Origin of the sequence: Maribacter sp., assembly GCF_049667165.1 — a bacterium.
Lineage (GTDB): Bacteria > Bacteroidota > Bacteroidia > Flavobacteriales > Flavobacteriaceae > Maribacter_A.
Genome location: NZ_JBATHS010000154.1, coordinates 36,989 through 59,835, shown reverse-complemented (window position 1 = coordinate 59,835; position 22,847 = coordinate 36,989). Strand labels below are relative to the sequence as shown.

General features: G+C 42.1%; 27 protein-coding genes. 20 read left to right on the top strand and 7 right to left on the bottom strand.

Translation table 11 applies throughout. The features are described 5' to 3' along the window. Window positions 1–490: 490 nt before the first annotated feature. Window positions 491–1,102, bottom strand: a complete 612-nt coding sequence (locus tag WBM98_RS08155) for a peptidylprolyl isomerase (RefSeq protein ID WP_424365526.1) — start codon at window positions 1,100–1,102, stop codon at window positions 491–493. A gap of 103 nt (window positions 1,103–1,205) precedes the next feature. Between WBM98_RS08155 and WBM98_RS08150 the strand changes: the two genes are divergently transcribed. Both WBM98_RS08150 and WBM98_RS08145 read left to right on the top strand, forming a co-directional pair. After that, window positions 1,206–1,847: an NUDIX hydrolase gene (locus WBM98_RS08150; RefSeq protein WP_424365528.1), complete on the top strand. Its 642-nt coding sequence runs from the start codon at window positions 1,206–1,208 to the stop codon at window positions 1,845–1,847. A 24-nt stretch (window positions 1,848–1,871) separates the two neighbouring features. Next, window positions 1,872–2,687, top strand: a complete 816-nt coding sequence (locus tag WBM98_RS08145) for a lysophospholipid acyltransferase family protein (protein ID WP_424365525.1) — start codon at window positions 1,872–1,874, stop codon at window positions 2,685–2,687. On the opposite strand, the gene WBM98_RS08140 is transcribed toward WBM98_RS08145, so the two are convergent. The 3 genes from WBM98_RS08140 to xerD all read right to left on the bottom strand — a co-directional run bounded on the left by WBM98_RS08140 (window position 2,684) and on the right by xerD (window position 4,879). Next, on the bottom strand, window positions 2,684–3,334 hold the full coding sequence (locus tag WBM98_RS08140; RefSeq protein WP_424365524.1) for a hypothetical protein: 651 nt from the start codon (window positions 3,332–3,334) through the stop codon (window positions 2,684–2,686). The genes WBM98_RS08145 and WBM98_RS08140 overlap by 4 nt on opposite strands. Window positions 3,335–3,338: 4 nt before the next feature. Next, window positions 3,339–3,833: an RNA polymerase sigma factor gene (locus WBM98_RS08135; RefSeq protein ID WP_424365523.1), complete on the bottom strand. Its 495-nt coding sequence runs from the start codon at window positions 3,831–3,833 to the stop codon at window positions 3,339–3,341. Window positions 3,834–3,982: 149 nt separating this feature from the next. Further along, on the bottom strand, window positions 3,983–4,879 hold the full coding sequence (gene xerD / locus WBM98_RS08130) for a site-specific tyrosine recombinase XerD (RefSeq protein WP_424365522.1): 897 nt from the start codon (window positions 4,877–4,879) through the stop codon (window positions 3,983–3,985). Window positions 4,880–5,055: 176 nt separating this feature from the next. On the opposite strand from xerD, the gene WBM98_RS08125 reads away from it, so the two are divergent. The 18 genes from WBM98_RS08125 (at window position 5,056) to WBM98_RS08040 (ending at window position 20,263) form a co-directional block, all read left to right on the top strand. Continuing rightward, window positions 5,056–5,550, top strand: a complete 495-nt coding sequence (locus tag WBM98_RS08125; protein ID WP_424365521.1) for an outer membrane beta-barrel protein — start codon at window positions 5,056–5,058, stop codon at window positions 5,548–5,550. A gap of 136 nt (window positions 5,551–5,686) precedes the next feature. Next, window positions 5,687–5,923, top strand: coding sequence for a hypothetical protein (locus WBM98_RS08120; RefSeq protein WP_424365520.1), 237 nt, complete (start codon window positions 5,687–5,689; stop codon window positions 5,921–5,923). A 105-nt stretch (window positions 5,924–6,028) separates the two neighbouring features. Further along, window positions 6,029–6,292 carry a hypothetical protein gene (locus WBM98_RS08115; RefSeq protein ID WP_424365519.1) on the top strand — a complete coding sequence of 88 codons (264 nt, stop codon included), beginning with the start codon at window positions 6,029–6,031 and terminating at the stop codon, window positions 6,290–6,292. A gap of 241 nt (window positions 6,293–6,533) precedes the next feature. Further along, complete coding sequence (locus tag WBM98_RS08110) at window positions 6,534–7,046, top strand: hypothetical protein (RefSeq protein ID WP_424365518.1); 513 nt, start codon at window positions 6,534–6,536, stop codon at window positions 7,044–7,046. Window positions 7,047–7,238: 192 nt separating this feature from the next. Beyond that, entirely contained in the window at window positions 7,239–7,658 is a 420-nt protein-coding gene (gene aroQ / locus WBM98_RS08105) for a type II 3-dehydroquinate dehydratase (RefSeq protein ID WP_424365517.1), read from the top strand. 215 nt (window positions 7,659–7,873) lie between these two features. After that, on the top strand, window positions 7,874–9,085 hold the full coding sequence (locus WBM98_RS08100; RefSeq protein ID WP_424365516.1) for a glycosyl hydrolase family 18 protein: 1,212 nt from the start codon (window positions 7,874–7,876) through the stop codon (window positions 9,083–9,085). A 389-nt stretch (window positions 9,086–9,474) separates the two neighbouring features. Next, the gene (locus WBM98_RS08095) at window positions 9,475–10,434 is read left to right on the top strand and encodes a polysaccharide deacetylase family protein (RefSeq protein ID WP_424365515.1); all 960 of its coding nucleotides are present in this window, start codon (window positions 9,475–9,477) and stop codon (window positions 10,432–10,434) included. A 301-nt stretch (window positions 10,435–10,735) separates the two neighbouring features. Next, a complete protein-coding gene (locus WBM98_RS08090) occupies window positions 10,736–11,302 on the top strand; it encodes a cupin domain-containing protein (protein WP_424365514.1) in 567 nt (188 codons plus the stop codon). A 465-nt stretch (window positions 11,303–11,767) separates the two neighbouring features. After that, a complete protein-coding gene (locus WBM98_RS08085) occupies window positions 11,768–13,300 on the top strand; it encodes a serine hydrolase (RefSeq protein WP_424365513.1) in 1,533 nt (510 codons plus the stop codon). Between the two features lie 334 nt (window positions 13,301–13,634). Continuing rightward, window positions 13,635–14,075, top strand: a complete 441-nt coding sequence (locus tag WBM98_RS08080) for a DUF134 domain-containing protein (protein ID WP_424365512.1) — start codon at window positions 13,635–13,637, stop codon at window positions 14,073–14,075. Between the two features lie 9 nt (window positions 14,076–14,084). Next, window positions 14,085–14,402: a NifB/NifX family molybdenum-iron cluster-binding protein gene (locus WBM98_RS08075; RefSeq protein ID WP_424365511.1), complete on the top strand. Its 318-nt coding sequence runs from the start codon at window positions 14,085–14,087 to the stop codon at window positions 14,400–14,402. A gap of 11 nt (window positions 14,403–14,413) precedes the next feature. After that, window positions 14,414–14,626, top strand: a complete 213-nt coding sequence (locus tag WBM98_RS08070) for a DUF5320 domain-containing protein (protein WP_424365510.1) — start codon at window positions 14,414–14,416, stop codon at window positions 14,624–14,626. Window positions 14,627–14,732: 106 nt separating this feature from the next. Continuing rightward, window positions 14,733–15,098: a NifB/NifX family molybdenum-iron cluster-binding protein gene (locus WBM98_RS08065; protein ID WP_424365509.1), complete on the top strand. Its 366-nt coding sequence runs from the start codon at window positions 14,733–14,735 to the stop codon at window positions 15,096–15,098. A gap of 91 nt (window positions 15,099–15,189) precedes the next feature. After that, window positions 15,190–16,089 carry a P-loop NTPase gene (locus WBM98_RS08060; RefSeq protein ID WP_424365508.1) on the top strand — a complete coding sequence of 300 codons (900 nt, stop codon included), beginning with the start codon at window positions 15,190–15,192 and terminating at the stop codon, window positions 16,087–16,089. Next, window positions 16,061–16,981 (top strand): 4Fe-4S binding protein, encoded by a 921-nt coding sequence (locus tag WBM98_RS08055; RefSeq protein ID WP_424365507.1) that lies wholly within the window; start codon window positions 16,061–16,063, stop codon window positions 16,979–16,981. Before WBM98_RS08060 ends, WBM98_RS08055 begins: the two co-directional genes overlap by 29 nt. A 56-nt stretch (window positions 16,982–17,037) precedes the next feature. Then, window positions 17,038–17,655 carry a GTP cyclohydrolase II gene (gene ribA, locus WBM98_RS08050; RefSeq protein ID WP_424365506.1) on the top strand — a complete coding sequence of 206 codons (618 nt, stop codon included), beginning with the start codon at window positions 17,038–17,040 and terminating at the stop codon, window positions 17,653–17,655. A 44-nt stretch (window positions 17,656–17,699) separates the two neighbouring features. Further along, window positions 17,700–18,482: an MBL fold metallo-hydrolase gene (locus WBM98_RS08045; RefSeq protein WP_424365505.1), complete on the top strand. Its 783-nt coding sequence runs from the start codon at window positions 17,700–17,702 to the stop codon at window positions 18,480–18,482. 92 nt (window positions 18,483–18,574) lie between these two features. Beyond that, window positions 18,575–20,263: an FAD-dependent oxidoreductase gene (locus WBM98_RS08040; RefSeq protein WP_424365504.1), complete on the top strand. Its 1,689-nt coding sequence runs from the start codon at window positions 18,575–18,577 to the stop codon at window positions 20,261–20,263. 116 nt (window positions 20,264–20,379) lie between these two features. Here the strand turns inward: WBM98_RS08040 and WBM98_RS08035 are convergent, their stop codons facing one another. The 3 genes from WBM98_RS08035 to WBM98_RS08025 form a co-directional block, all read right to left on the bottom strand. Continuing rightward, the gene (locus WBM98_RS08035) at window positions 20,380–20,655 is read right to left on the bottom strand and encodes a DUF3817 domain-containing protein (RefSeq protein WP_424365503.1); all 276 of its coding nucleotides are present in this window, start codon (window positions 20,653–20,655) and stop codon (window positions 20,380–20,382) included. A 130-nt stretch (window positions 20,656–20,785) separates the two neighbouring features. Beyond that, a complete protein-coding gene (lpdA, locus tag WBM98_RS08030) occupies window positions 20,786–22,177 on the bottom strand; it encodes a dihydrolipoyl dehydrogenase (protein WP_424365502.1) in 1,392 nt (463 codons plus the stop codon). Window positions 22,178–22,312: 135 nt separating this feature from the next. Continuing rightward, window positions 22,313–22,840: a DUF1572 domain-containing protein gene (locus WBM98_RS08025; RefSeq protein ID WP_424365501.1), complete on the bottom strand. Its 528-nt coding sequence runs from the start codon at window positions 22,838–22,840 to the stop codon at window positions 22,313–22,315. Window positions 22,841–22,847: the final 7 nt, after the last annotated feature.

Below are 22,847 nucleotides of genomic sequence, written 5' to 3'. Positions count from 1 at the left end.
AAAATCCAACTTTTCAACGAATATATAACTGTTCACTATTCACTGTTCATTGCCCACTGTTCACTACTTCCTTCTGGTTCTCGATACCCCCGAGCATTCGGGGCTTTCGAAAATCACTCGAACTGACCGTTTGGTATTGAATCGCCATTCGCTTTTCGTTGCACGAAGTTTTTACTAGCTACTTGCATCTGAATTCTGACTTCTGGTTCTCGATACCCCCGAGCATTCGGGGCTTTGGAAAATCACTCGAACTGACAACTGATTACTGCCTACTGATTACTGACCTCCGTCACCCGTCTCCCATCAACTTTCGACCTTAGACTTCGGACCCTCACCCGTCTTCCGTCTTCCTTCAACTCATAACTACGCACTCCTAACTCTCAAAGATCACCCGTCACCCGTCACCCGTCATCCGTCTCCCCTCAACCTTCGACTTTACAACTTTTGACTTTCGACGCTCATCAACTATAAACCATCAACAAACAACTATCTATTCAACTACTTCCGCCTTGGTGATGTAGATGTTCTGATAGGGCCAATCACCTTTACCCACACGTTGTGCATTGATCTTGTCCACCACATCCATACCTTCGATTACTTTTCCGAAGGGCGTATAATCCCCGTCTAAATGATAAGATCCCGGTTTGGTGACCACAATAAAGAATTCAAAAGGTGAAGCCAGCATATGTGGATTATTCACTTCACTACTCGGCATTGAAATGGTGCCCCGATGATGTTTGTACCCCTTGTTGGCATCAGGAGGGAGCAAATACCTGCCTATGGCCCTTCGTTTTTCACCTGTGGCCTGGTCGTCGGAGTTCCCTCCTTGAATAATGAAATTCTTGACCACACGATGAAATTGGGTGCTATCGAAATACCCCTTTTTGGTTAAATAAATAAAGTTTGCCTTATGATAGGGCACATTATCGTATAGTTGAATGGTAAAACTACCGAAATCGGTCGTGATCCTCACCTTATCTTCCTTTAGGGTCTTGTTGTACTTAAAAAAGAAATCAATGACATTGTCCTCGGTCAGCACAAAAGCTTCTTCTTCCTCTTCTTGCAATGCGTCCTTGTTTGGCGCTACGGAATCTTTTTGCACTACCTCATTTTTTTCTTTTCGGTCCCCTGTTTTGGGGTCGTTTTTGCAAGAAACCAAAAATATTAGTAGTACTATTGTAATGAAAATGAACCTATTGAATACCATGGATTTTGATGATTTTGTCGCACGAAGTTCAAAAATAAAAAATCTACCCTTACCGGGACGTGCTTCCCATTATAAAATGGCCCCCTTGATTCGTATAAAGGCCATGGAGGAAGGGCAGATCAAAAATGCAAACCCTAAGAAAGCGGGTGTTCTGGCCCTTTTTTATCCCGATGGCAAAAAAGATACCCATTTACTTTTGATCTTGCGCAAGTCGTACAAAGGGGTACATTCAAACCAAATCGCATTTCCTGGAGGTAAGGCGGAAAAAGAGGATCTTGATATCATGCACACGGCACTGCGGGAAACCCATGAGGAGGTAGGCGTGCCCCCCGAACGAATATCCATCATTAAATCATTGAGCGAGATCTACATTCCACCGAGTAATTTTGAGGTAAAGCCATTTATGGGTCTGGCTGAAAATCCCAAGCCCTTTGTGTTGCAAGCCTCGGAAGTAGCCGCCTTGGTTGAGGTGCCTTTACTGGACTTTATGGATGAATCCAAGGTCTTTACCCAAAAATTATCGACGTCATACGCAAAGGATATGGATGTGCCCGCTTTTAAATTAAACGGTTACGTCGTCTGGGGTGCTACGGCCATGATGCTCAACGAAATCAAGGAACTTTTAAAGCAGGTTTTATAGCACTTATTTTGTAGATTTGCTTTTATGGGCATATTCAAGGAAAATCCATTCGGTCATATTCTTTTTATAAAAAAGTGGCTTATCCGTATTATGGGTTTCATGACCCATCAGCGGTATAAAGGGTTCAATACGTTGGAAATCGAAGGGTCTGAAATTATCAGGAATCTTCCGGATACCAATGTGCTTTTTGTGAGCAACCACCAAACCTATTTTGCCGATGTGGTGGCCATGTTCCACGTCTTTAATGCCAGTTTAAGTGGTCGGGACGATTCCCTAAAGAATGTGGGGTACCTATGGAATCCGAAATTGAATGTCTATTATGTAGCAGCAGCGGAGACCATGAAAAAAAGTCTTTTGACAAAGATATTCGCCTATGCAGGTTCTATAAGTGTGGAACGCACTTGGCGGGCAGAGGGACAGGATGTAAATCGGCAGGTGAAGATGAGCGATATTTCCAACATAGGAAAAGCCTTGAACGACGGTTGGGTCATTACCTTCCCCCAGGGGACTACTACGCCCTGGAAACCGCTGCGAAAAGGAACGGCACATATTATTAAAAAATACAGACCAGTGGTCGTACCGGTTGTAATCGATGGTTTTAGACGTTCTTTTGACAAAAAAGGGCTACGTATCAAGAAAAAGGGCATTTTGCAGCATTTGGTCATAAAAGAGCCTTTGGATATCGATTATGAAAATGAGTCTTTTGATTCGATCATCGAGAAGTTGGAGTACGCCATTGAGCAACATCCTTCGTTCTTAAAAGTGATTTCCCAAAAAGAACTTCTGGCCTTGGAAGAAGAGAATGAGCTCCGCCGATATCGAAATAGAAAAAAGGTCTAAACCTCCAATTGTTTCAATTCCTTGTAATTTCGTTTCAGTTTTCGCAACAACAATCCGTAGAGTAGGAAGTAAATGCCAGCAGCAACGGCCGTAAATACAATCGCTCCAATAGAAAGTACCCAGATCGCAGTGGTCTTGATCTTTTCAAAGGGAATCTCCCGGCTCTTTTCGGCGATACCATCGAAAGCGAGCAATATGTTATCATCGAGGTAGATACCAAAAATGCATATAGCAAATAAAACAAGACCCATTGAAAGACAGAAAATGATATAGTTTTTCACCGTTTTTCTGGTCTTGATGATCTGGTGCATCAAACTCTTGGCACTGGCCAAGACCGAGATTTCGCGATACCGTCTATAAAATTGGTAAATAAAATAGGCCACAATACCATAGAAAAAAACATTGAAGACGATGAAAATGGTATTATAGCTTTCTATTTCCCCAAGGAAATTCTTTTCCCGTAAGGAAGGGGAAAGGTAGATCAAATTCGGTAAGGTAATCTCCAAAATACTGATGATCAATATCCATTTTACGATTGAGGAAGATTTCTTCCAGATCATTTTATGGATTTGGTCAAATGACAACTGGGGATGATGTGCCTCCCTTTTCTGCCAATCCTTTTTTAATAAATCCAGTTCATCGATCATAAGGTCAAGGGTTCAATATTGTTTTTAATTTCTTTTTTATCCGGTTCATCTTAACTCGGGCATTCACTTCGGTTATACCGAGCGTTTCGGCAATTTCACGGTAGTCCTTATCCTCTAGATAAAGGAACACCAATGCTTTTTCGATGTCGCCCAATTGCTTCACCGCGGCATACATCAGCTTTAATTGTTCTTCTTCCTTAGGGTCATATTCATTGGCCGTGATCTTATAGATGACTGAGTCATAATCTTGGGTCTGTATGCTTCTTTTTGATTTTCGGTACAGTGTGATGGCGGTATTCAGCGCAACCCGGTACATCCAAGTGCTGAATTTTGATTCCCCTCTGAATTTTGGGTAAGCTTTCCATAGCTGTATCGTTATTTCCTGGAACAGATCATTGTGCGAATGCCTATCATTGGTATACAATGTGCATACCTTATGAACAATGTTCTGATTGTTCTCAAGCTCGGTCACAAATTGATGCTCCAGTTTTTTGTTCACGCTTTGGTTGGTAGTTGCTACCGTATTAGTAGTATCAAATTTAGAAATGTTACACTTATCGTTAAAAATCGGGAATTCCTATCAAAATTGCTTGGCATTGTGCCATTATTTCATGATTCCCCTTAACCTATTTTATACGGGGCATTGCATTATTTACGGGGATGGTATTTGTTCATGACATCGGCCAAATGGGTGCGGTCAAGGTGCATATATACTTCGGTTGTTGTGATGCTCTCATGACCCAACATTTGTTGGATCGCCCTAAGATCGGCCCCATTTTGTAATAAATGGGTAGCAAAGGAATGGCGAAAGGTATGTGGACTGATACTTTTTTCCATTCCGATCTTGATGGCCAACTGTTTTATGATCGTAAATATCATGGCCCGCGTGAGCTGTTTGCCCCGTCTGTTTAAGAATAGGATGTCATCGTATCCTTTTTGTATGTTCTGATGAACCCGAATCTCCTTTTGGTAGATATTGATATATTTTTTATTGAAATCACTGATGGGCACAAAGCGCTGTTTATCCCCTTTCCCGGTGACCTTAATAAAATCCTCTTCAAAAAAAAGGTCCGATATACGAAGATTGATGAGTTCGGAAACCCGCAATCCACAACCATATAACGTCTCTAGGATGGCTCGGTTACGTTCTCCTTCTGGTTTGGAAAGGTCAACAGCACTAATAATTTCGTTGATCTCATCTTCTGAGAGGGTATCTGGAAGTTTTCTACCGATTTTGGGCGACTCCAAGAGGTCCATGGGATTATCGGTGCGATACCCTTCAAAGTTCAAATAGTTGAAAAAACTCTTCAGGCCCGAGATAATGCGGGCCTGTGAACGGGGATTTATGGTCTTGGCAATTTCGTAAATGAAGCGCTGTACCGTATCCTTGTCAATCATCAAAGGACTTAGGTTCAGGGTATTGTCTTCAAGAAAATCGATTAATTTGGCAACGTCCCAAAGGTAATTCTTAATGGAGTTCTCAGATAATCCCCGTTCTATCTTTAGATAGTGTTCGAAATCTTCCAAGGCTTGTTTCCATTTCATGGTACAAAGATTGGGTTTTTATCGTTGAAATGCGTTCTCAAACCACAAATATCGTCGCTTCACAACGTATTCTAATAACTACACAACGAAAATTAGTCGGACAATTGATGTCAATCTAAGTTTGGGCATAATTTATAAAGTTTAAATTTTAAAATTCATTAACTAAATAAACAATTATGAAAAAAGTAGTTTTAGTAGCATCATTGGCATTGATTGGATTTTCAATGAATGCACAGGATGGTTTTAAACTTGGCGCTAATTTGGGCCTACCGGTCGGGGATGCCGGGGATGTTTCCGGTTTCAGCGTTGGTTTGGATGCCCAGTATATGTTCGAAACGGCGGGTGAATTCGATTTGGGGGTTGCCACCGGTTTTACCAATTCTTTTGGGAAGACCATTGGAGATTCTACCTTTTCAATTGAAGTTGACGACGTGCAGTTTTTGCCGTTGGCAGGGGTAGCCCGTTATAAGGCTTCCGAGGAATTCTCTATCGGTGCCGATTTAGGGTATGCCTTGGGTATCAATGACGGTAACGATGGTGGATTCTATTATCGACCTACCGTAGGATATGCCGTTAGTGAAGGTATTGAGATCAATGCTTCCTATACCGGTATCAGTTTGGACGGTGGCACATGGTCAACCGTAAATCTAGGAGTACTATTCAGTCTATAATAATCTAAAACCAATAGGGTGAAAGCGAAAACAGTTTCTGTTTTCGCTTTTTTTTTACACTTTTTCGATGTAGGCATTGTATTTCTATTCCAAGGAAAAAGCAATTCATTTTTGTTTCACTAAACACTATGCCATTATGAAAAAATTATTCCTTTTATCGTTGACCACTCTTTTCGCCATGACCATGACCCATGCCCAGGAACCTATTCGTTTTGGGGTCACGGGCGGACTATTTAACACCAATGTGGATATTAAGACCGGTAATTCCTTATGGAACCTTGTCGGTGTTGAAAAATTCGCAAACATAAACAATACCGGTTTTTATGTGGGTGTTTTGGTCGATATGGCCGCTACCGAAAAATTTCATGGATAACCCGAATTGACCTATGGGAAGTCCGAGGATCTTTCTTTTGTGTACCTATCCATTATGGCCAAGTATTACATAGCCGATAAATCTCATGTACTGGCCGAATCATAATTGAACTTTTCCTCCAATTTGGACGGTATTAAAAGAACCATTCGCGATGCTGAAGAACTTTTAGGCACCCATGGTGATGTAGACGACGTACTTCGTACCGTTGGGGTAGACCAAGGTTTGGGAGCAGGCTTTGATGTTACCGAAAGCCTTACCATTCAGGCAGGGTATTCCTTTGAGGTGAGCGACAGGTATTCAGGTCCAGCCGGTGGGGTCCTCGATATAAAAGGGTCCGCATTCCAAGTCGGGCTGGCCTATATGTTCTGATGATTATAGTGCAATAAACAGTATATTTTACCCTACAAAGGTTAGATAACACCAAAAACAATAAGACATGAACGACCCTAAAAAAGGGTCGTTTTTTTTGGTGTCTTTGGCCATACAATACGCCTATCCTAAAGTGATCCTTGCATTCCTTGGGAGATATTTTTAGGGCTTTTTGCAACAAAAAGACCTGGGATGCGTTCATGCATGTAGTTTTATTCGATAACCAAACCAACCTAAACCAATGAAAAAAATACTATTTACCATGATTCTCGTACTTATGGGAATGGGAATCCAAGCCCAAGAAGGGTTTAAACTCGGATTCCATGCGGGCTTTCCTATCAATGATTTTAATGATGCTGTAACTCTGACCCTGGCTCTGGATGGGGGCTATATGTATGCCGTGAACGAAACCATCGATATTGGTATTGCCACGGGGTTCATACATGGCTTCGCCGAGAGTTTCAGTTCAGAGGCCATAGCCGCCGATTTTCCCAACGTGGAGTTTGTGCCTTTAGCCGCTTCGGTTCGTATTTGGACCTCGAACTCATTCTCCTTAGGGGTAGATGGGGGGTATGCCATGGGTATCAATGAAGGTAACGATGGAGGCTTGTATTACCGACCCATTATCGGGTATCTTATGGGCCCCAGTACCGAGGTCAATTTCTCCTATTCCACGGTAGAACTCGATGGGGCATCATGGAACACACTCAACCTCGGGGTCTTATATACCTTTAAGTCCAAACGCAGTCGATGATCTGAATATTTTCCAAGAATAAAAACCACATTCGGGGAACCCATCGGGCTTCCCTTTTTTTATGTCCTATAATTCGATACTTTTATGCCTAGAAATGAAACTTGACCTACAAAAGATCCTTTACAATGGGTAGGGTAGTTAGTACGGTGTCATAAGGAGTACTAAGGTAGCTAAGGTCGAAAAAGACAAAAAATGAAAATAATGATCATCAACGGGCCCAATTTGAACCTTTTGGGCAAACGGGAACCCGAAGTTTACGGGAGCACCACTTTTGAAGCCTATTTTAAGCAGCTTCAGGAAAAATTCCCGAAGGTAAGCTTGGCCTATTACCAATCGAACATCGAAGGGGAGCTTATCGATAAGCTTCAGGAGGTCGGTTTTACCTATGACGGTATCATCTTGAATGCAGGGGCCTATACCCATACTTCCATTGGGATCGGTGACGCGATCCGATCGATTACCACGCCGGTGGTCGAGGTGCATATCTCAAATACGTTTGGTAGGGAGACCTTTCGGCATACTTCGTATATCTCCCCGGCGGCCAAGGGGGTTGTTTTGGGCTTTGGCCTTCAAAGTTATGACTTGGCGGTTCAGAGTTTTGAAAATCAATAAAGACCAACCTCATGCACCAATCATTTCGCAATAGGGGCGTATAAAGAGCTTAAATATTTCTATCAACAAGAGGGCAGACTATATGATACTTGAAATTCATCCCGTATTAATGTCAAAAAAAATTGCATTACAAAACGTTCCTGTGAGGGTGTTGAAAAATTCCAGACCTTCTACCAAATGATGACTAGACAGACGTCGATTATAAAATTTTAAAAATGGCATATTTAAAAACTTACTTCCTTTCTGTTTGTACCGTACTTATTATTCTCATGACCCTAATTTCTTGTGACCAAAAGGATGAAAAAGCATATGCCACGGGTCCAGATATATATATTGAAGATCCTGGTTTTAAAATTGTAGGCTATCTTGGTGGCGGTAGATTTGATCGAATCGATGATTTGGAACTTAAGAAACTCACGCACTTGAATCTTGCCTTTGCAAATCCCGATGAAGATGGAAAACTGTTGTTCCAAAGTGATACCGATATCAAACCGGTAGTCAAAAAAGGGCATGAAGCTGGGTTAAAAGTATTTATTTCACTGGCCGGAGGTGGTGAGGTCGATACCGTAATCTGGAATTCCGTTTTACAACCAGAAAACATGCCAACGTTCATAAAAAACATTTTGGATTACGTCGCGGATAATGATCTGGATGGGGTTGATGTAGACATCGAAGGGAACCTATTGCCGTTTATCGGTAATGCCTATACGCCATTCGTTCTCGAACTGCGGGATGCAATGCATGCACAAGGAAAGGGTATTTCATGTGCTTTGGGCGCCGTTGGTTTTCATGAATCCGTTACCCAACAATCTTTGGAGGCCTATGATTTCATCAATGTAATGGTATACGATAAAACCGGACCATGGCGACCAAATGATGTCGGTCCACATGCGCCATTCTCATATGCCGAAGAGGCTGTGCGATTCTGGATCGATGAACGAAAAATACCATCAGAGCGAATTGTTCTTGGGATGCCTTTTTATGGTTGGGAATTCACAAAACCGGCCAACTCCAAAACGTATCGTAAGATAGTCCGTGAAAATCCCGAAAATGCCTATGTCGACCAATTGGACAGTTTGTATTTCAATGGGATCCCTACCATCGTCGCAAAAACACAGCTGGCAAAGAAAAAACTCAATGGGGTGATGTTTTGGGAGATTACCCAAGACACCGTACATGAATTGTCATTGTTAAGGGCAGTGGATCAAACCCTACAGGCTGGTGATTGTGAGGTCATCACGTTTTATAAAGACGCAGACGGCGATGGATTCGGTGATCTAACCAAACCTTTTCAGGCATGCTCAGCGCCTATGGGTTACGTGTCGAATCGAAACGATTGTGATGATGCCGATCCCGGGATTAATCCCTTGGCTACAGAAAAAATGGATGGGATTGACCATAACTGTGATGGGGAGACGGACGCCTGATGCCTGCCTCGGTAATTTGTTGAATGGGAATAGTGAAAAACAAGGTCGCAGTAGTACTCCCAATACGGACTACATAAAAATAGTACTAGGGAAATTAGGCTGAACTTAACAAGTTAAAATCCTTATCTTTAGACGATGTGCCACATGGCATTGAAATCGATAAAAACAGTAATCAGAAAACAAACACTTAAATACGTATATCATGTCAAAAGGTAAGGATTCAAAGAAAAATGTAAAAAAAGAACCCGCAAAAAGTGCTAAGGAAAAAAAAGAAGAAAAGCGATTGAAAAAAGCCAAGAAGTAATTTTTTGTGGGCTGGGTGAACTAAAAAAGAGCGAATTCCGAAACGTTGATGGCAAATTGGGCAACCTAGCTGCATCTTAGAAGACATGAAAAATAACCGCTTAAGCATTCTCTTGATTTCAATGCTGCTGTTCGGGTGTAAAAATGCACCAACCACACCATCGAAAAAAATCACAAGCACGCCAACAAAACCCATAGTCAGTTTTACCTTCGACGATGGAATCACCTCAGCGCTGGCAGGTTTTGAATTTGAGGAATGGAACGGCATGATTTTATCCCATCTGGATAACGAAAATCTAAAAGCTGTCTTTTTCGTTACCGGCAAAAATAAATCAGACGAAAAAGGTCAATTTCTACTGAAAAGCTGGAATGATAAAGGACATCGCATAGCGAATCATTCGTTCACACATCCAAATTTCAATTCCGAAACAAATTCTGCTGGGCTTTTTGAAAAGGAATTGCTGAAAACGGATTCGATTATCTCGAAGTTTGAACATAGCGTAAAATTGTTTCGATTTCCATATTTAAAGGAGGGCCAGAACGCACGTAAAGTCGATAGTATAAGAACCATTCTTGCCGCCAACAAGTATTCCAATGGTTATGTGACCATTGACGCTTCGGACTGGTATGTAAACCAACGGTTGATCCAAAGAATGCGGGAAGTAGGTTATGATAAGACTGAAATTGAAAAGTTCAGGGACTTTTATCTACACCACATCTTGGAACGGGCGGACTTTTACGAGAAACTTTCCTTTGGTATAAATGAAAAACATATCAATCACACCCTCTTACTACACCACAATTTGACTTCCGCACTATTTCTCGGCGACCTTGTTGAAAAATTCAAAGAAAAGGGGTGGGATGTAGTCGATGCCACGCTAGCGTATCAAGACCCCATATTCACTACGGTGCCTGACCTCGATTTTGCAGGGGAAAGCTTGATTTATGCCATGGCAAAGCAATCGGGGAAATATGACCGGTTGTTAAGGTATCCGGCTGAGGATAGCCGATATGAAAAGCAAAAAATGGATGAACTTGGCCTTTAATGGGAAGTGAAGGATATAGGCCGGCCATGGCGATAACTTATAGGATTGAGAATACGGTTTACATGGTTATTGGCGTATTTTCAAAGTTCAACCCATGGTAAATTAAGCCATCGTGAAACAGTTTATTTTTGACGCCGTAAATTACCGCTATAGGGCCTCAAAACCAGCAGATTGCCAATTCCAACAAGCGACTTCTGCTTGCGGTAAGATTTTTAAAATCAAATGGTTTTATTGACTACATTAGAGTTGGTATTTTACCGGGGGTCTTTGAAAATGCCCTATTAACGTAATACTTCAACCTATGAAAAGAAAAGGATTCATTGCAGCACTTCTCGCCTTCTCGACCATACCGATGTTGGCATTTGGATCATTTGGGAAAATGACAAAACGTAAGGAAAAGGGTTTTAAGATCAATGCAGGGGAAGGCCGATATCATGGCCATTTAAAATTGAAAGGTGTGAATTCCAATATTTTGGATGTCAAAGTGTCCGGCAAAGACACCGATGGCAATGTGGCGCTATTTGAGCAGACTTCATTATCCCAGGGTAGAGGTACCCCCCTTCATGTACATACTTCGCAGGACGAGATTTTCTTCATCCTCGAAGGAGCATACTATTTTCAGGTAGGGGATGAGAAATATCATATGGCCGTAGGGGATAGCATATTTTTACCTCGCAAGGTTCCCCATGCCTGGACACAAAAATCGGAAAATGGAAAAATGGCCGTAATTTTACAACCGGCAGGTAAATTGGAGGACTTTTTCGTATCGGTGGCTGCCCTTGACCATGCACCGACTACGGAAGAAATAAATAGGCTTTTTGAAAAAAATGATATGAAGGTTATCGGGCCACCTTTAAAGTTGGAATGATGATTAACAACACCTTGTTTCCCCAAATTAAATAAGAAGTTGGGAGTTATGGGGCATCGTAGAAATGACGAAAGAAATCGAGCAAACCTAATACCGCAAGTACTGCCAAAAGTTAGTTCAAGGCAAGATATTAAATGTAAAAAAAAGTTGATATAAGCCCTTTTTAAAGGGCTTTTCTGTTTAAATCCACTATGCGCCGGACTTCATGTTGTTTAGCCCGAGGTATGGCAAATTCAACCCGGATTTAGCTTTGGGCAATAAGGGTTTCATTGGCGTTACTCCTTAGAAGAGAAAAGATTAGCGTAGCCTTCCCCGATTAGAGTCGATTGTGCAGTTCCATAGGGTAAAACCTCTAGTTTATTTACACTAAACTACATGGTAATTCTAAAAAAACAAGTAATTTGAATCCTGAAACAGGTAGTTCTGATTGGGACTGCTAAATGATGGGATTAAAAATATTGAACTATGAAAAAGATGCTTTGCCTTATTGCCTTTTCTTTGTTTGCAACTATCGTCATCCAAGGTCAGGAAACAAAGGAAGTCGATTATCAAAAACTTGATACTTATTTCGCCCAAATGGTCAAGGATTGGGACCTGCCGGGTGCCTCCATAGGTATTGTAAAAGATGGGAAACTGGTCTTTGCCGGTAACTATGGGGTTTTGGAAGTCGGTAAACCAGACAAGCCAAATTCCCAGACCCACTATGCCATTGCTTCCAATTCAAAGGCCTTTACCTCGGCGCTGATAGGTATGTTGGTGCAGGAAGGCAAGCTGGATTGGAATGATAAGGTCAGTAAGTACCTACCCTATTTTGCCCTGTACGATCCGTGGGTGAGCGCGCATGTGACCATAAGGGATATTTTAAGCCATCGGGTAGGATTAGGGACCTTCAGTGGTGATAATATTTGGTATAAATCGAACCTTTCATCAAAAGAAATTATCGAACATATCAAATATGTGCCACAGGCTTATGAATTCAGGGCAGGTTATGGATATTCCAATCTCATGTACATTACGGCCGGGGAAATCATAAAGACAGTAACAGGCAAAAGTTGGGGTGAAAATGTTAAAGAACGGATTTTGGAACCTTTGGATATGAACCGCAGTATCTCTTCCCTAAAAGATTTGGACAAGATGGGGAATTATGCCCAGCCCCATGCACGGCAGAAGGATGAGAACTATGTGATTCCTTGGGTGGATTGGGAATATGTGGCGGCTACAGGGGGACTTATTTCAAGTGTGGAGGATATTTCGAAATGGATGGTTTTCAACCTGAATAATGGGGTCATAAAAGGGGATACTTTATTGTCTAAAGCCACTCGAAATATGGTGTGGACACCCCACAACAATTTTATGGTGGACCATACTTCCGAAAATGACTTTGATAGGCATTTTAATGGCTATGGACTAGGTTGGGGCCTTAGTGACTATCACGGAAAATTAAGGGTCGGCCATACAGGCGGGTACGACGGATTTATCACGGCGATAAATTTGATACCGGATGAAAATTTAGGGGTTGTCGTGTTGACCAATGGGGTAAAAAGTCCGATTATGGCGGCTACGTATTATGCTTTAGATACTTTTTTGGGAGTTACGGGCAAGGACTGGTCGACCGATTTACTGCATCAATACAATATGAATGCAATATCGGATACCCGCATTACGGACCGCAAGGCAGAACGGGTGTTCGATACCAAGCCATCGATAGCAGTTGATCAAATTCTTGGGACGTATACTTCGGACCTTTGTGGGAACATAACTATTGTTGCCAAGGACAAGGAATTACGATTGGTTTTTGAAAACCATCCACTGCTATCGGCAACGCTCACCCATTGGCATTATGATGTTTGGGAAATACATTGGGACCACCCTCAAGCCTGGTTTAGTTTTGGTACCCTAAAAATAAAGACCGATAACAACCTAAAGGTCATTGGTTTCGATTTTGACGTTCCCAACGATGATTTCTTTTTTGAGGAATTAAAGCCTTATAAAAAATAAACAGTGATTTATTTATTCGTTATATCAGGACGATTGCGAAAAAGGTCGGTGTTCGGCATGCTTCCCGAAAACGCTCTTGAATGCCGTTCATTCCATTCCGACAGGTCATAGACTATCCCGTCCATTCCGTTATCAATGGTGTGGTGTAAGCCGGAGTGTCTTGCCAAATTACGAATCCCTCCCTTTTGTTGGCTTAGGTTTCTAAGTGTCTTGGCATCCCAAACGCATATCAGTATATAATGATTCGCAAGGACGTTGACGTTAATGCGCGTAAAGGGTCATGCAAAAATATTCCAAAAACATTTTATTATGAGAATATTCTCATTACTTTTGTATGGTCTTAACGCTTCAAATAATTCGATCAGCATATATGCCCAGGCCAAAAACATTGAGAAAAGTAGTTGCCCCGCCGAATTTCAAAGGGTATAAGCCTTTTGGGACCCATACACGTGCTCAGGAGTATGTGGAGTTGTTGTACGAAGAATATGAAGCCATTAAGTTGGCCGATTACGATTTAATGAACCACTTGGAGGCCTCAAAGTTAATGGGAATATCTAGGCCGACTTTTGCTAGGATCTATGAAACGGCACGTAGAAAGATTGCCAAGGCATTCGTTGAGACTATCGAGATCAGAACGGCCTTTGGCGATGCATTGTTAGATAAACACTGGTATATATGCGAAGATTGCCAAACCCGGTTTACCATACCTAAAACAATGAAGGAACAGCAGTGTCCATTATGTAAATCAACTAAAATTGAACTCTTAAACACGTAGTATAAACGTATGAAGACAGTAATAACATCGTCCGGAGGTACCCTAACGGCCCAATTCGATAAAAGATTCGGAAGGGCAGCCTGGTTTTGCATTTTTGATGAGGAATCAAAAGAGACACGTTTTATAGATAACACCAATGATAGTGCAAGTAATGGCGCCGGAACAAAGGCGGCCGAGAAAATGGTCGAAATGAATATAAAGAAGGTCATTTCAGGGGATTTTGGCCCTAAGGCCAAAGACCTTCTAGACAAATTTGATGTACAAATGGTGATTATTAATGATCATGATATAACGGTGCAGCACATTATCGAAAAACTCTCGTTATAAAAAACCACACTATGCCAGGACATAATAGTAAAGGCCCCCAAGGACAAGGTCCCCGAACGGGTAGAGGAATGGGAAAATGCAATTCCAAACGAAGAAGTAAGGATCACACGAATACAACCGAAGACGATTCGAGCGGAATGGCACTGCGGGATGGCCATGGAAGGGGAAAGGGTAGGCGCTGTAGATCACATGAAAATGACCCAATACAGGACTATGATTCTTAGTGGTGTAAACATCCATCAAACAGGTAATACTCTAATAATCTACTTCAAAAAAAAATTTAATTATAAATCAGACCTTGAAACTAGTTCAGGGTAAAAAAATAGAAAAATGAAAAAAATCGCCATACCCATTAATGAGAATGGAATGCTCGACGGGCATTTCGGTCATTGTAAATTCTTCAATGTATTTACTGAAGAAAATGGACAGATTATCAACCAAGAAAGGGTAATACCTCCACCCCATGAACCTGGAGTCTTGCCAAAATGGCTTTCCGAACAAGGGGTTACCGATGTAATAACTGGAGGTATGGGGCAAATGGCCTTAAAATTGTTCAATCAAAGAGGGGTGAATGCCTTTGTAGGTGCGCCTCAAGAATCATCCGTTGATTTGGTCCATGGTTTTTTGAACAATTCCTTGAGCCTAACGGCCAATTATTGTGACCATGAGCATCACGAGGGGTGCAATGGTCATTAAAGCCTATTGGGTACCCTAATTCATAGCACGCCTAAGTTGTATCGAAAGCTTCTTTAAAAGACTGGGCGTATCATGACATAACCTTACAAAGATGTCCTATAGAATCGCCATAGCGAGTGGAAAAGGGGGAACCGGAAAAACGTCTGTTTCGGTTACCCTATTCAAGCGATTGAATGAAAGTCGTGACGAAAGTGTCTTGTTGGTCGATTGTGATGTAGAAGAACCTAATGATCTCATCTTCTTCAGTGAAGCTGAAACGATCGACGAACAGGAAATATCTCAGTTGATTCCCCATATCAATCAAGAAAAATGTTCGTATTGTAGAAAATGTGTGGAGTATTGCGAGTTCAACGCCATCGTTGTTCTTCCCACGGTTCCGTATGCTGAGATCAATTCAAGTTTATGCCATTCCTGCGGTGCCTGTTTGGTGGCTTGCGATGATGCGGCCATAACGGAACACCCCAAGCCCATCGGTACGATAACGATGTACGAAACCACGGGAAATAGCCGCTTGGCCGAAGGAAGATTGAAAGTAGGCTCCACAATGCAAACCATGTTGATCAGGGCGCTTAAAAAGAAGGTTTATGACCTGAACGATATCACGATTTATGATGCCCCTCCAGGCACTAGTTGTCCCGTGGTAGAAACCATTCATGATGCGGATTATGTAATTCTGGTAACAGAGCCAACTTTGTTTGGTCTGCACGATCTTAAATTGATGGTCGCACTGATTAAGGAGTTGGGAATGCCCTTTGGTGTCGTAATCAACAAAGTAGGCTTAGGAGACGATAGTGTTCACGACTACCTGAAGAATGAACAGATTGAATTACTCGGAGAGCTACCCTTCGATAGGGCCTATGCAAGTCTGTACGCCAAAGGCGAAATAACACATAAAATTCCGGAAGAAATATACCAAAGTTATACGGGAATAATTGATGTTTTGAATCGAAAAATCATGCATTATGAGGGAGATAACCATAGTAAGTGGTAAGGGCGGTACAGGGAAAACCTCATTAACTGCAGCCATAGCCTCGGTTGCCGAGAAAGCTGTTTTTTGCGATAACGATGTTGATGCCGCAGACCTTCATCTGATTTTACAGCCCCAAATACTGGAGGTATACCGTTTTTCAAGTGGTTGGAAGGCCGTAATCGATGAAATGGAATGTACGAACTGTGGTATCTGCATGGATCATTGTCGATTTGATGCCATTGCCTATAACTCCGATGGCCAATTGGTGATAGACCCTTACCAATGTGAAGGGTGTAGGCTTTGCGAACGGATCTGCCCCGAACATGCGATAAGTTCATCGCAAAACAACAATAATCAATGGTTTGTATCCCATACGCGTTTTGGCGAATTGGTACATGCCCAAATGGGTCCCGGGGAAGAGAATTCGGGAAAGCTTGTGAGCCAAATAAGAAAGAAGGCGATGGAAATAGCCAAAAATACCCAAGCGGAATACATCATCAATGATGGTCCGCCTGGCATTGGGTGTGCAACAATATCCTCGATCTCTGGCACAGATGCCGTTCTCTTGATTATTGAACCCACCATTTCAGGCTTTAAAGACGCCCAACGCTTGATTGATTTAATCGGTATTTTCAATATTGCGACCTATGCAGTGATCAATAAATATGATCTTCACTTAGCGTTGACCACGATTATTGAGGATTATCTCAAATCCCGAAAGATTTCCTTATTGGCTAAAATTCCTTTCGATATCGAAATGGTAACATCCATGACCCAAGGTAAAACCATCATAGAGTATAACCCAACTTCGCCAATTGCGATTCAGATACGGGATGTTTGGAACAAAATAAAGACAAGTCAAGAAACCACGGTTGACGCCACATGGTTAACGACCGATTCCGACGTGAAATAATGTCTGGTATCGTTGGCGTACAATACGAAAAGGAAAATAAAGGAAAAAGATAATAGATGAACTTGAAAAGTAACATTGTGCAAGGAACAAGGGTAAAACTCCCCACCAAATATGGTCATTTTGAAATCATCCCATTTCTAGAGAAAGAAAACAATAAAGAGCATATCGTATTGGTGAAGGGTACCATTGAACCTGAAGATATCGTATTGACAAGAATTCATTCCGCTTGTGCAACAGGGGACTTATTTGGTTCGCTGAGGTGTGATTGCGGGGAACAGTTGGACATGTCCTTAAAACAAATTGAACGTGAGGGTAAGGGACTTTTGATCTACCTACAGCAAGAAGGTAGGGGTATCGGCTTAATGAACAAGATCAAAGCCTATAAACTGCAGGAAGAAGGCTATGATACCGTAGCGGCCAATGTTCAATTGGGCTTTAGGCCCGATGAACGAAATTACAAGGTGGCCTCCGATATACTAAAAGCCTTAGGGGTTCATAAAGTGCGACTTATGACCAATAATCCTGATAAAATAGTAGGTATCGAGTCGGCAAATATCGAAGTGGTTGAGCGCATTCCTATAGTGATAAGGGACAATAGGTACAATCGTGATTATTTAGCTACCAAACAGCTCAGAATGAACCATTTATTCAGTCCAATAGGAATTTCCGATTGAGAAGGCCGCATGGCATTTTACAACCGTTTTAAAAGCATACCATTATGAAATTGACCGTTTTAACCGATAATGTTGCAGGACCTGGATTTCTTGCAGAGCATGGATTGTCTTATTTAATTGAAGTTAAGGGAAAGACTGTGCTGTTCGATACCGGAAGTACCGATGTTTTTTTGGAAAATAGCAGGAGACTTGGTTTGGATATTCCCAACAAGATTGATGAAATAGTACTTAGCCATGGGCATTGGGACCATGGTAATGGTTTGCGATATCTTAAGAATAAGACCTTGATCGCCCATCCCGATGCATTTATGAAAAGATATAGGCAAAAAAACAATTCCTCCATTGGGTTACAATTATCCCTTGGGGAATTGTCCCAAAGGTTTAAAGTCGTAGTCTCAAAAAAACCGGTTTATATAGGAGATCATATAATTTTCCTAGGGGAGATACCGCGAGTGACCAGTTTCGAATCCAAAACCACCAATCATATCGACGGGGATGGAAATCCGGATTTTGTGGCTGATGATTCCGCGCTGGCCATTGTCGAGAATAATGAGTTGATCGTTGTCACGGGTTGTTCCCATGCGGGAATTTGTAATATTATCAAACATGCCATGCAGGTAACCGGAATAGGTAAAGTAAAAACAGTAATAGGTGGATTTCACCTTACATACAATGATGAACAGACCAAGATGACGGTGCAATGCTTAAAAACTTTGAACGTTGAGACTATTTTTCCATCGCACTGTACAGAACTTGAGGCCCTTTGTTCATTCTCATCGGAATATTCCATTATCCAGATTAAGACAGGAATGGTCCTGATCCTTTGAGCGCTTTTATCGGATAAGGGTCAAACACACCTATAAAAAGTAATACCAAATAGAACGTTTAAAAAATATTGTAAATAAAATCAATTGATAGAATGAGTAAAAAAATAATTGTAATAGGAGGCTCCGCTGCAGGGCCGAAAGCGGCGGCAAAAGCTCGTCGAATGGATGAATTTGCCGAAATTACCATGTTTCAGAAAGGGCCTGACCTCTCCATGGCTTCCTGTGGGTTCCCTTATTTTATAGGGGGCTATTTTGATGATAGGAATCAATTGCTTTGTACGCCCTCGGGAGTGGTACGTGACCCCAAATTCTATTGGAATGCAAAGGGTATAGTGGCCAAAGTGAATACCGAAGTCACACGTATAGATCGAAAAAACAAAAAAGTGGACTATATCGATTTGGTAACGGGCGAAAAAGGAAGTCAAGCCTATGACAAGCTGATCATATCTACAGGAGCAACCGCAAATATGCCTCCCATACCTGGTGTGGACCTAGAAGGAATCACCAATTTACAGTCTATGCAAGATGCCGATTATTTAAGAAAGATCAGGGATGAGGGAAAAATCAAAAAAGCGGTTGTCATTGGTGGCGGTCTTATTGGTATTGAAACACTTGAAGCGCTGCATTTGGCGGGCATAGAGTTGACCATGGTTGAGCTTCTGCCACAATTATTGACTTTTTTAGACTGGAAAATAGCCAAGTTGGTTCAGAATTATTTAAAATCAAAGGCCAATGTGATCACGAAAAATGGCGTGGCGGAATTCAAGGGGGAAAACGGAAAGCTCACGGGGGTCAAACTTCAAAACGGAACGGAAATCCCATGTGAATTAGCTGTAGTAGCCATTGGGGTTCGGCCCAATGTAAAACTTGCCCAAGAGGCCTTATTGGATATTGGCAGTTTAGGGGGTATTACCGTAAATAAATATATGCAGACTTCGGACCCCGATATTTATGCCGTGGGCGACTGTTGTGAAATAAAGAATACGATTACCGGTAAAAATGTGCTGGCACCTTATGGTGACTTGGCCAATTTAGAAGGACGTGTAGCGGGCGAAAACGTAATTATGGGTAATGTAGCCACTTTTCCAGGAACAATACAAACAGGTATTTGTTTGTTGTTCGATTATGGCATTGGTATAACGGGCTTGTCAGAAACCAAAGCAGATGAAGCGGGTTTCAATTTTGTAAAAGTAATCAATGCCAGTCCCGATAAACCCGGGTTCATGGATGGTAAAATGCTCATTACCAAACTCATCGCCGAAAAAGATTCTGGAAAGATATTGGGGGCCCAATGTATCGGCCCTGGGGATGTAAGTAAACAACTCGCTATTTGGGCAACGGCGATCAAAGGTAATTTGACCGTGGAAGATATGGTAAATGCCGATTTTCCATATGCCCCCCCTTTCTCCTTGGCAATCGATCATAGTATCGCCTCGGCCCATATCCTGCAAAATAAAATGAATGGTGTTTTTGAAGGTGTATCAGGTCTGGAACTTATGGATAAAATACATGCTAATGAAGATGTCTTTTTATTGGATGTACGGGGTCCCGATGAATATGAACAAACCCGTTTAGGACTTGGGGAAACCCTTATTCCCTTAGGTTTGTTACGTACACGATTATATGAAATGCCACCGGAAAAAGACAAGGAGATAATAGCCTATTGTAAGATATCCCTAAGAGGCTATGAGGCCGCCGTACTATTGAAGGCCCATGGGTATACCAATGTAAAGGTTTTGGAAGGTGGTCTCGCGGCTTGGCCTTTTCACAAGGAAAAATAAAGGCCCTGCCAAAGGAAGTGGATTGCTTAGTAGTTTCCCGGTATTTCGCAGGTGTTTCTTTGTATTTATAACGCACTTTTTCATGGTACGGAGGTATAGGAAAAACTCCTGAACCCTCAATCCCTCAAATACTTTTTATCGATATAAAAGGTGGCAAAGGGTAGGAGCGAGGCTAAGAAGAGCACCCCGAACCTCTTAAGGCCCCATTGGTATTTCTTGGTCAACAAAACGGCCAAAACAATATATACAATGAACAAAAAACCATGGGCATACCCGATATATTTGTTAGGTTCCCCAAGTTCGGCCAAGTATTTTAAGGGCATACTGATTGCAAAAAGGGCCAGGTACGAAATGCCCTCAAGGATGGCTGTATATCTAAAGGTTCTCAACATATTTTAATCGATGTATTTGCGTATTGACACGTTTTTATTCACACCAAAGGCTTACCGTTTGCCGGGGACCCTGCTGTTGCTATTAACGAATTATCAAAAAGATTTTATTGTTTGCACGGACACCCTTATGCTACAAATGGATGACTTCATCATAAGCATCGGCAACGGCTTCCATAACGGCTTCACTCATCGTTGGGTGAGGGTGTACCGCTTTCAGGATTTCGTGCCCAGTGGTTTCCAATTTACGGGCCACCACGGCTTCGGCGATCATATCCGTAACACCAGCTCCAATCATATGGCACCCTAACCATTCGCCATATTTGGCATCGAAAATCACTTTTACGAAACCATCGGGCGTACCAGCTGCCTTCGCCTTGCCACTTGCAGTAAATGGAAATTTACCCACTTTGATATCATGACCTGCATCTTTGGCCTGCTGTTCGGTAAGGCCTACGGATGCTATCTCTGGCGTACAATATGTGCAACCGGGAATATTGCCATAGTCCAAGGGTTCAACCTTCATACCTGCAATTTTTTCCACACAAAGTATTCCTTCGGCAGAAGCCACATGGGCCAAAGCCTGTCCTGGGGTAACATCGCCAATGGCATAGTAACCCGGGATATTGGTTTGGTAATAATCATTCACCATGATCTTATCGCGATCGGTGGCGATACCAACATTTTCAAGACCGATGTTCTCAATGTTCGTTTTGATCCCCACGGCGGAAAGAACAATATCCGCTTCCAGGATTTCTTCCCCTTTTGCTGTTTTTACCGTCGCTTTTACGCCCTCACCGGAAGTATCGACGGAAGTGACCTCTGCCGAGGTTTTTATTTTGACCCCTATTTTCTTAAAACTGCGTTCCAGTTGTTTTGAAATATCGATGTCCTCTACGGGAACGATATTGGGTAAATATTCTACCACAGTGACATCGGTTCCCATGGCATTGTAGAAATAGGCGAATTCGATGCCGATGGCACCACTACCTACTACGATCATTTTTTTGGGTTGTTTGGCCAGAGTCATGGCTTCACGGTATCCTATGATTTTTTTGCCATCTTGGGGCAAACTAGGTAGTTCCCTACTTCTAGCACCGGTGGCGATGATAATATGATCGGCACTATATTCGGTTTCCTTACCCTCGGCATCCTTAACTGAGAGTTTTTTGCCTGGTTTAAGGGTGCCAAACCCATTGATAACTTCTATCTTGTTTTTCTTCATCAAGAACTGTACGCCCTTGCTCATGCCATCGGCAACACCGCGACTCCGTTGCACAACGGCATCGAAATCCTTATCAACACCTTCCGCCTTAAGGCCATAATCCCCGGCATGTTGTAAGTATTCGAAAACCTGAGCGGATTTCAATAAGGCTTTGGTAGGTATACAACCCCAATTAAGACAAACGCCACCAAGATTTTCTTTTTCAACAATTGCTGTTTTCAACCCTAGTTGGGACGCACGTATTGCAGTCACATATCCTCCAGGGCCACTCCCTAAAACAATAACATCAAAATTGCTCATACTTTTATAGTCTTTGATTTTCGAATTTCAGCTGTAAAAATACAAAACCAAACCTAAGTAATTCAAATTCCAATTTAAAATCACAAATTTGCGTACCAATGGGAAATTGATATAAAAACGAATTTGCAAAAACGGTTATTTATTGAACTTTTTGGTATTGAAGGCCTCTGATTGACCCTTGGGGATGGATAGGGAAACCCATTTTTCCCCTTTGATCATTTTTCCCATAAGCACGATTTGACCCACGTGACCTGCATAATGTGCCAACTGCCGATTAAAGGCAGCTACGAGGGTATGGTCTTCGTTCCTGATTTTTATCACGGTGTCAAAATTATCGGGATTCACCAAACTTAGGGCCTCAAAAAGACATTGCCAGCCTTTTTCCCAAGCTGCGATCATGGCCGCTTTTGTGGTGAAGGGGTCTTCAAATTCGGTATCCCTATGCCGCCATGGTTTCTCCCCATCCTCTGTAAGGAAGTTCGTCCACCTACTCAACATATTCCCGGAAAGGTGCTTTACGATCTGCGAAATACTATTGTCTAAATCATTGTATCTCCAGAGAATATCGGAATCATCCAATTGGGCAAAGGTTGCATCGCCCATGGTTTTGTAACGCTCGAATTCGAAACGTATGCTATCAAGATAATTTTGGGCAATTTCCATAGGCATG